Origin of the sequence: Streptomyces sp. NPDC058008 (assembly GCF_042886395.1) — a bacterium.
GTDB lineage: Bacteria > Actinomycetota > Actinomycetes > Streptomycetales > Streptomycetaceae > Streptomyces.
This window is the reverse complement of sequence record NZ_JBHVQX010000004.1, coordinates 220,853-227,366: the sequence shown is the minus strand read 5'-3', so window position 1 is coordinate 227,366 and position 6,514 is coordinate 220,853. Positions and strand designations below refer to the sequence as shown.

The 6,514-nt window shown below is 73.1% G+C and carries 6 protein-coding genes; 4 read left to right on the top strand and 2 right to left on the bottom strand.

What is annotated here, in order from left to right:
• The first annotated feature begins 111 nt into the window (after window positions 1-111).
• Window positions 112-1,152, top strand: a complete 1,041-nt coding sequence (locus ACFVS9_RS05890) for a restriction endonuclease (RefSeq protein ID WP_389930344.1) — start codon at window positions 112-114, stop codon at window positions 1,150-1,152.
• A gap of 91 nt (window positions 1,153-1,243) precedes the next feature.
• Here the strand turns inward: ACFVS9_RS05890 and ACFVS9_RS05885 are convergent, their stop codons facing one another.
• On the bottom strand, window positions 1,244-1,729 hold the full coding sequence (locus ACFVS9_RS05885) for a carboxymuconolactone decarboxylase family protein (RefSeq protein ID WP_389930342.1): 486 nt from the start codon (window positions 1,727-1,729) through the stop codon (window positions 1,244-1,246).
• Between the two features lie 198 nt (window positions 1,730-1,927).
• On the opposite strand from ACFVS9_RS05885, the gene ACFVS9_RS05880 reads away from it, so the two are divergent.
• Together ACFVS9_RS05880 and ACFVS9_RS05875 are read left to right on the top strand one after the other, a co-directional pair.
• Window positions 1,928-2,851: an RNA polymerase sigma-70 factor gene (locus ACFVS9_RS05880; protein WP_389930339.1), complete on the top strand. Its 924-nt coding sequence runs from the start codon at window positions 1,928-1,930 to the stop codon at window positions 2,849-2,851.
• Window positions 2,852-3,096: 245 nt separating this feature from the next.
• Window positions 3,097-4,137, top strand: a complete 1,041-nt coding sequence (locus tag ACFVS9_RS05875; protein ID WP_383114466.1) for a hypothetical protein — start codon at window positions 3,097-3,099, stop codon at window positions 4,135-4,137.
• Window positions 4,138-4,297: 160 nt separating this feature from the next.
• On the opposite strand, the gene ACFVS9_RS05870 is transcribed toward ACFVS9_RS05875, so the two are convergent.
• Window positions 4,298-4,795 carry a GbsR/MarR family transcriptional regulator gene (locus ACFVS9_RS05870; protein ID WP_383114469.1) on the bottom strand — a complete coding sequence of 166 codons (498 nt, stop codon included), beginning with the start codon at window positions 4,793-4,795 and terminating at the stop codon, window positions 4,298-4,300.
• A 142-nt stretch (window positions 4,796-4,937) separates the two neighbouring features.
• Between ACFVS9_RS05870 and ACFVS9_RS05865 the strand changes: the two genes are divergently transcribed.
• Entirely contained in the window at window positions 4,938-6,500 is a 1,563-nt protein-coding gene (locus ACFVS9_RS05865; RefSeq protein ID WP_383114470.1) for a GMC family oxidoreductase, read from the top strand.
• Window positions 6,501-6,514 lie beyond the last annotated feature (14 nt).

Genomic DNA, 6,514 nt, shown 5'->3' with positions numbered 1-6,514 from the left:
CGTTACATCGCGTGCACCCCCCTGCTTCGGCCCCGTCGGGCCGGGCGGGCGGCCGGACACCGTGGGGTCCGGCCGCCCCGCAGTGGCGCTCCCCTGGGATAATTCCCGGCTGTGAGCAGCGAAGAGACCACGCGGACGGGACGCGAGCCCGGTGCGACCACGCCGGAGAGACGTCCGGTCCGGTCCTGGCAGGATGCCGAGCACAACGCGGCGGCCTGGATGCGGCACTGGGGCTACACCGACGCACGGGCCAGGCCCGGCGGTCCCGACGGCGGCATAGACATACGGTCGGCACGCGCGCTCGGCCAGGTCAAGTACGTGGCGGCGGCGGTGGGCCGTCCCGAGCTTCAGCTCCTCTTCGGCGCCCGGGGCCGCCAGCTGGACCGTCAGCTGCTCTTCTTCACCGGCAGCAGCTACGCCGCACCGGCCCTCCGGTACGCCGACGAGAACGGCATCGCCCTGTTCGTGTACGGCCTCGACGGATCGATGGAGGCACGCAACGCTCCGGCCCACCGCGTCATGGACCGGGCGCGGGCAGCGGAGTCCGCGCGGGCTACCGGTGGACGGGCGGCACCTGAAGCGCACCCGGACGGGGGGACGCGTGGCGGGGAGACGCGCGGCGGGGAGACGCGTGGCGGGGAGACGCGCCGCGCGGGTCACCGGGCAGAACCCGCCCCGGCGTCCCCGGGGCGTGACCACCGGGGCTCCGGTTCCCCGTCCTCGCCTCCGGAACCTCCGGGGGCCGCGCGAAAGGCCAGGGGCCGGAGAACCGAGCGGGTGCTTCTCGCTGTCTTCCTGGCAGCCGTCGCGCTGCTCCTCCCCGCCTCGGATTCGTACACCCCGCACCCCGACCGGCTGGTGGCAACGGCCCTTCTGCTGGTCATTCCCTGCTGCCTGCTGACGTGGTCCGCCGTCACGGAGTCGCGGCGCCCGTTCTGGCCGATCGGGCTGAGCCACTTCCTGCTGAGCCTCTCCGTGGCGTGGGCGACCAACGCGCAGCTGTGGCAGGGCGACGCCTCCGACCTGTTCCTCCCGGCGACCCCGATCGCACTCTGTCTGCTGACGTCCGCGCTGCTGATCCGCCGGCACGTGCGGACGGCTGACGGGGGCCGAGGGCCCGGGCCGGGTGACCCCGACGGCGACCGGCGGTGACCGGACGGCCCGGGCGGACGGGACGAACTCGCCGCCGGACCGGCCCGGAACGGGTGACCGGGGGCCGGTCCCGCGGCGTCGGCGTGCGGGTTCAGCCGGCGATGGCGGCGAGGTCTCCGGGCTCGTAGGAGCCGCCCCGGTTGCCGAGGATCACACCCAGCCGGTTGGTCGCGTTGATCATCGCGACCAACGCGACCAGCGCGACGGCCTGGTCCTCGTCGTAGTGCTCGCGGACCTGGTCCCAGGTCCTGTCGGAGACGCCCCCGTGGCCGTCGATGATGCGGGTGCCCTCCTCGGCGAGAGCCAGAGCGGCCCGCTCGGCCCCGGTGAACACGGTCGAATGACGCCAGGCGGCGACCAGGTTCAGCCGGGCCGCGCTCTCGCCGGCAGCTGCGGCGTCCTTGCCGTGGATGTCGACGCAGAAGCCGCAGCCGTTGATCTGGCTGGCGCGCAGCTGCACCAGTTCCTGGGTGGGCCTGGGCAGCGTCGACGCCTGGATCACCTGGCTCACCGCGAAGATCCGCTTGCCGATCCTGGCGCCGGTCTCGTTCGCGAACAGGTTCGTACGGGGTTCCATGACCACGTCCTCACGTGCGGAATCGTGTACCGCGCGGATCGTCCGCGCGGCGTCCTGACGCTCATGGGTCGCCGGCCGCCGCAGCCGTGTGACGGAACTCCGGTGTGACACAGCCCACTCGGCTCCGGTGTCACAGGAGAGCGCCGAGCGGCGACGTGTGGGGGAACGGACACGAGGCGTGGCAGACAGGAGCCGACGATGGACGAGCCCACCCGGCAAGCGGCGGACGTGACCGGGCGCAGCGCCGGCACCGGGGGCGCGGAGGCCGCCACGGAGGCGTTCGTCGCCCACCGCAACCTGCTGTTCACCGTCGCCTACGAGATGCTCGGCTCCGCCTCCGACGCCGAGGACGTCCTCCAGGAGACCTGGCTGCGCTGGGCGGACGTCGACCAGGCCACGGTCAGGGAGCCGCGCGCCCTCCTGGTGCGCATCACCACGCGCCAGGCACTGACCCGGCTGCGTGCGCTGAGCCGGCGCAGGGAGTCCTACGTCGGCCCCTGGCTGCCCGAACCCCTGCTCACCTCTCCCGATGTCGCCGAGGACGTCGAGCTGGCCGACAGCGTCTCCATGGCCGTGCTGCTCGTGCTGGAGACGCTCAGGCCGACGGAGCGGGCCGTGTTCGTGCTGCGCGAGGTCTTCGGCCTCGGGTACGGCGAGATCGCGCAGGCCGTCGGCAGGACCACCACCGCGGTCCGGCAGATCGCGCACCGCGCACGGGCCCACGTCGCGGCCCGCCGACCGCGGGAGAGCGTGTCGCCCGCCCGGTCACGCAAGGCTCTGGCCGCCTTCCAGCAGGCGGTCGAGACCGGTGACTTGCGGGGTCTGCTCGACGTGATCGCCCCGGATGTCGTGCTGCTGACCGACGGCGGCGGAGTAGTGCGGGCCGCGCTGCGCCCCGTCGTGGGCGCCCGGGACGTGGCCGGCGTACTCGGCCGGCTCACCTCCGCGACCTTCCGGCCGGCCCAGGTCAACGGCTCCCCCGCCTTGATCCTGCGTACGGGGGGCGAGATCGACACCGTCCTGGCGGTACGCCTCGAAGGCGGCCTCATCACCGGTCTCTACGCCGTCCGCAACCCCGGGAAACTGTCACGCGTCGGCCGGGAGACGGCACTCGGCCGCTGAGCTCGGCCCACGTACGGGAAGGCTCCGGCGGCGCGAGGCTCCGGGCGGCAGCCGGGGCCGCCCCGCACCGGGCCTCCGCCGGGAACGCGATGCCCGCCCAAGGGCCCCTGGAGCGGGCTTCCTCCGGGACGGACGGTACCGTCGTTCTCCCACCGTCCGGCGAACGCGCCTGATGGGACCGGGTGTTCGGGTCACGGAGCGGCCCGATACGCTGCGCGGACGCCGACCCGACCAAGGAGTGGTCCATGTACGCCCAGGGGCGTCGAGCACAACGAGGCGCACAGGACGTCGGGCGGCAGGGGCCCGCGCGGGGGCCCCGCCCGGGTACTCGCCCGCAGGGCCCCGAGGCGCTTCTCGCCCTCCAGCGCGCCGCGGGCAACGCCGCGGTCGTACGGACCCTGCGCCCCGTCGTCCAGCGGGCCCCGGTGACCGACCCGCGCTCCAAGCGGTCCGTGGAGAGCGACGGCCTCTCGCCCGAGGAACGCGTCCAGCTCGCGACCCAGCTGCTGCGGGCCAAGAAGGCCAAGGAGCTGGACCGCCTGCGCGCCGCGCACCCCGACGAGCGGGACAGCCTGTCCGAGCGGGCGCTGCGCAGCATCATGCCCCGCTACCGGGACGTCCACGCGGAGTCCGAGGGTGACTCGGAGAGCGAGGACCCCACCATCGCCTACCGCACGCTCCGACCCGAGGAGCTGCCCCAGCGCAACGGCCTGCGCCCGCCGCTAGGCAACGACCCCGCCAAGTCGGCCGCCGACCACATCCGCGCCGGCAGCAAGGCGAAGGTCAAGTCCTCCTGGGTCTCCTTCACCCGCAGCCTCAAGACGGCCGCGGCCTGGGCAGCGGAGAACGAGTCGCGCATCGCCAAGGTGAAGCTGCCGGACAAGGCGCGGATCGCGGAGGGCAGGGTCTACGACACCACGGACCCCGAACAGCTCGCGGCCGTCTTCGGTGACAGCGGCGGCAGCGCGGAGAACTTCGCCAAGGCGTCCCAGGAGGTCGTGGTGAAGGGCGGGCTCGACGCGGAGACCGTGCTCGGCGTCTTCAAGGCCAAGTACATCTCCCCCGAGCAGTACGAGCAGTACAGGACGGCCTCCACCTCCGACTCCGACCTGTACGCGGTGGTCCGCACCCGCGCGAAGGTGACCGAGAACAAGCAGAAGACGTCACCGAAGCCGATCGGCATCTACAACCACCAGGAGACGGAACTCGCCGCCCCGAAGCGGAAGAACCGGGACGGCACCCCGGAGGACGACGCGCGCGGCAACCGCGCGCGCATCGCCCCCTGAAGCCCGCCGGACGACCGCACACACTCCCCGGGATCAGCCGGCCCGCCGCGCTGCCCGCGCCCGCCGCCGCAGCCCCGGCCCCCCGCGCGCCACGACCGCCCCTGCCGGCCGCAGCGACCGTCCCCCGCTCACCGCGACAGCCGGGCCCCCGCCTCCCCCGTCACGCCCGGTCCCTGCTCTCCGTCCAGGCCGCCGTGTACTCCGTCAGCATCAGCTCCAGGTGCCCCACCATGAAGCGGTAGTAGGAGTGCATGTCGTCCAGCCGCCCGCGCTGCTCCTCGGACATGCCGGCGCCGCGCTCCCGGGCGTGCGCCGCGAGTTCGCGCAGATCGGTGGTCGCGGCCACGATGTGGCGCAGGCAGCCGACCCAGGCGTCGTCGCGCCACCGGTAGACGAAGTGCCGCGCCCCCTCCGCCTTGTAGCGCTCCACGGTGCCGTTGGCGATGAGCAGCCGGGTCGTCTCCGAGGCCGATCCCTTGCTGGCGCCCAGGGCTTCCTGGAGCTGGGCGAGGGTCAGCGGCCTGTCGCTCATCATCAGCAGCCCCGCGGCGCGGCCGGCCATCCGAGGCCAGCCCATGGCCCTGCCGACATGGGTGCCGAAATCGTCGACGAGCGCGTCGGGCGCGTCGTCTGTGCCGTGCTCGGCCGGCTGGGACACGGAACTCCTGAAGGTCGACAGCAAGGAAAGTCAGTAGAAAATGAACGTTCAGTCTTGACTGAACTGACCGTGGGGTCGATATTACAAGCTCTCCGGCCCGATACCTAGGCCACGTCGGATCGCCCTACGCGGGAGAAGAAGCATGACGAGCACGAACTGGGATGTCATCGTGGTGGGGGCGGGTTCCGCGGGCGCCGCGTTCGCCGTGCGCTCGGCGGAGAAGGGCAGGAGCGTACTCCTCGTGGAGGCCGGCCCCGACTACCGTTCGGCACAGATGCACGAGGCCTGGCGCTCGCCCAATCCGGCGGTCGCGCTGATGGATCCCACCGCGGCCGAAGGCATGTTGTGGACGGGCCTGAACTCCTCGCGCACCGACGCGCAGGCCCCGTCGCCGTACTGGCGCGGCAGGGGCGTCGGCGGCAGCTCGTCGGTCAACGGGCAGATCGCGATCCGGCCCCCGATGACGGACTTCGAGGACTGGAGCGGCGCCGGGTGCACGGGCTGGTCCCCGGCGGACGTCCTGCCGTACTTCGCGAAGCTGGAGGACGACGAGCAGTTCGGTGACGAGCCGTACCACGGCCGTGGCGGGCCGACACCGATCCACCGCACGGCGCGCGACGAGTGGGGTGGCGTCGACACCGCCCTGTCCGGCTCCGCCCTCGCCGCGGGGTACGGCTGGGCCGAGGACGTCAACGCCCCCTCCGCGCACGGGGTGTCGCCCTACCCGATCAACTCCCGGGGCGGGCGCCGGGTGTCGGTCAACGACGCCTACCTGGAACGGGCCCGGGAGTCGAGCACGCTGACGGTACGCGGGGACGCCCTGGTGGAGAGCGTGGTGTTCGCCGGGAACCGGGCCGTGGGGGTCCGGCTGCTCGTCGGCGGGCAGGTACGGACGGAGCACGCCGGCACGGTCGTGCTCAGCGCCGGCGTCATCCACTCCCCCGCCATCCTCATGCGCTCGGGCATCGGGCCCGCTGCGCAGCTGCGCGCGCTCGGCATCGGCGTACGCCACGTCCTGCCGGTGGGCCAGGGCATGCAGGACCACCCGATGGCGCTGGTGTCGATCCCGCTGCGGGAGTCGGCGGCGGTCAGGACGCCCCACGACCGGCACACCAACGTCTGTGTCCGGTGGACCAGCGGCGACGGCGCCCCCGACAACGACCTGATGTTCGTCTCGCTCAACCAGAACGTCCTGGCGATGGCCACCGCCGCGACGACCACCGCGTCCGGGGCGTTCGGGGTCTGGCTGAACCAGAACCACTCCCGGGGCGTACTGACACTGGCGTCCGCCGACCCCCGCGACCAGCCGCTGGTGCGGCAGCGGATGCTGGCCGACGAACGGGACCTCAGCCGCATGCGCCACGGCGTACGGGCGCTCGTCGACCTGGTGCGCCGGCCCGAGACGGCGGCGATCACGGAAGGGTCGCCGGCCGAGGAGAACGCGGCGCTGTTCTCCGTCCTGGACAGCGACCGCGGCCTGGACGACCACCTGCTGAGGACGGTCGTGGACGCGCAGCACGGCACCAGCACCTGCCGCATGGGCCCGGCCGACGACCCCGGCACCGTCGTGGACAGCGGGTGCCGCGTCCTCGGCGTCGAGGGCCTGTACGTGGTCGACGCCTCGGTCTTCCCGTCCGTCCCCAGGGCCAACACCAACCTGGTCACGATCATGGCGGGTGAGCTCATGGCGGACCGGATCGCCTGACACGGGCCGCCGCC

Bases quoted from the DNA above. Each gene is read 5' to 3' on its own strand.
- ACFVS9_RS05885 (WP_389930342.1), bottom strand. From the start codon at position 1,729: ATGGAACCCCGTACGAACCTGTTCGCGAACGAGACCGGCGCCAGGATC.
- ACFVS9_RS05875 (WP_383114466.1), top strand. From the start codon at position 3,097: ATGTACGCCCAGGGGCGTCGAGCACAACGAGGCGCACAGGACGTCGGG.
- ACFVS9_RS05880 (WP_389930339.1), top strand. From the start codon at position 1,928: ATGGACGAGCCCACCCGGCAAGCGGCGGACGTGACCGGGCGCAGCGCC.
- ACFVS9_RS05865 (WP_383114470.1), top strand. From the start codon at position 4,938: ATGACGAGCACGAACTGGGATGTCATCGTGGTGGGGGCGGGTTCCGCG.